The following is a 1,896-nucleotide window of genomic DNA, read 5'->3' as shown; positions in this document are numbered from 1 at the left end:
AGGCAAATGTAGCTAAGAACCACCAACCATATGGATTCCAGCCTTTAGTACTGTCTAAAATATAAAAACAGCAAGGAGCATCCCAAGAAGTATAAATATTATAGGACTGTTGTGCATCTTATTTTGCTGCATATCTCTCATCTTTTAATTTAATGCTCAAGATAACGGAAAAATCAGCCGGAGCGTAGCGATCGGCTGCATTGATTTTGTTATTTCTTAAATAGAACCGTCCGCATTTATTTTCTTCAAGCCAAAAAAGAGCCAATGATTTTCAAACTTTTTATTTTACTCTTCCATATGCTGTTCACAAACTTTTTTATACAATAAATACGTTGGAGTACCTTTCTCAATCGGCTCCATGGGAGTATTTCTTTTAGGATTTTGGAGGTCTATTACCATTGACATCTGCTTAGTGCAATTTATAGCTATTGGGAACATTCCTAATACCGTTTCTTCCTGCATATTTCTTGTCATCACCATAACTGTGTGTTCACGGTTCTGACCAACAGCACCGTGCAGTATATTTTGGGGTGCAGAATCATATTCAAAATAATCATGTGGGGCTTCTGGGTTGGTAGCAAAACGTTTCCAAAGCTGTTTATCAAAATTAAATTTTGACTCTTCAGCAGTATCCTTTACATCATGATTTGTTTTTTGATTTTCTGCCTCAGCTTTCCTTCGAATATCTTTTTTCTTATAGGTCATCATCTTATCGTAACCTGCCTTCTCATTCTCCATGCATACTGCCTGCAACTGAAAAAGCTGAAATGTCCTTCCACATCGCTCTTTAGCTTTGCTTGCAATGGAATTTGGCATACCAAAATCGCTTTGCATTTTATCGTACCCAGTCTTCTCATTTTCCATACATACGGATTGCAATTGATAAGCTTCAAAAGCATTTGCGCATCTTTGTGCAGATGCCTTCCTAACAGATGTCCACGGTTTCTGCCACTCTCCTGCAAAAACATAATTATATGCTCCAACAATAACGATTGAAAGAACCACTATAACAACTTTTTTCAGAGAACATTTCATCCTGTTTTTGATTCCTCCTTAACCCCTTCAAGCCACCATTTAGTTGGTACTTCAAAATAGAGATCATCGAATGGAGCTTTCCCAAGTTTTTTTTGTTCTATATCTAGACCGCTCGCAACAGCTCGTGCTACACTTGCAATCCATTCGAGGGGAAAGTAAATGACTCTGCATAATGTATCGTTTCTGATTATATTTACGTAAGAAATGGCACTTTTTCCAGTATTTTCAATTTGCCTCAATGAATCACTCTCAGTTGAGTTTTTGCCAGCCCTGTATTGATGCGCATAGGTATTGCGTATTTCTTGATAAAGAAGATTAGCATAAGAATATTTACGAATTTCAGATAGTTTTATATCGGGACAAGATTTCATAATATTCGCTTCCGTTAAATCCTTGTTTTCTGTTAGGTGGAAAGCTTTATTTGAAACGCCTAATCTTGTATTGCAAACTACGCCACCCTGAACCAAGATTGGCAAACTAACTTTTTTGGGATCTTCATGCTGAGGCGGATATTTTACGATGATTTCAACAAAGCGTTTTCTATTTATCTTGCTATCACCAGGCCAAGCGATGGCTGACATTGCGCTAATCACAGAACACAATATGAGTGCACCCTCTGCATAAGTATCGCCGCAACAACTGTCAGCAATGGCTTGAACAATCTTGATTTTTTGTTCCACGAAATGTTGATAGAAAAAGGACATTATTGTCTCCATTAAATAACACAAAGTTCACCGGCCGGGAACACAAACCGGCTGTGTTTTAACCACGTTTAACTCAACCAAGGTTATTTGGAAAAAAGGCGCGGGTTCCCGGTCGAGTGTGTAACGCTTTGTTATCTTTTATGCAATCTTATTTATT

2 protein-coding genes are annotated in these 1,896 nt (G+C 37.8%); both read right to left on the bottom strand.

Annotated features, from left to right (window positions below):
- Positions 1-285: 285 nt before the first annotated feature.
- The gene (locus tag VXK47_RS19630) at positions 286-1,005 is read right to left on the bottom strand and encodes a hypothetical protein (RefSeq protein WP_435550487.1); all 720 of its coding nucleotides are present in this window, start codon (positions 1,003-1,005) and stop codon (positions 286-288) included.
- 26 nt (positions 1,006-1,031) lie between these two features.
- Positions 1,032-1,739: a hypothetical protein gene (locus tag VXK47_RS19625; protein WP_435550486.1), complete on the bottom strand. Its 708-nt coding sequence runs from the start codon at positions 1,737-1,739 to the stop codon at positions 1,032-1,034.
- Positions 1,740-1,896: the final 157 nt, after the last annotated feature.

Origin of the sequence: Desulfobacterium sp. N47, from assembly GCF_051233685.1 — a bacterium.
In the GTDB taxonomy this organism is placed as follows: Bacteria; Desulfobacterota; Desulfobacteria; order Desulfobacterales; family RPRI01; genus RPRI01.
Note: the sequence above shows the minus strand (reverse complement) of the source record. Positions and strands in the feature narration are given on the sequence as shown.

What these genes read in the sequence shown, in the direction of transcription:
- VXK47_RS19625 (WP_435550486.1), bottom strand. Translation starts at nt 1,739, where the DNA reads ATGTCCTTTTTCTATCAACATTTCGTGGAACAAAAAATCAAGATTGTT.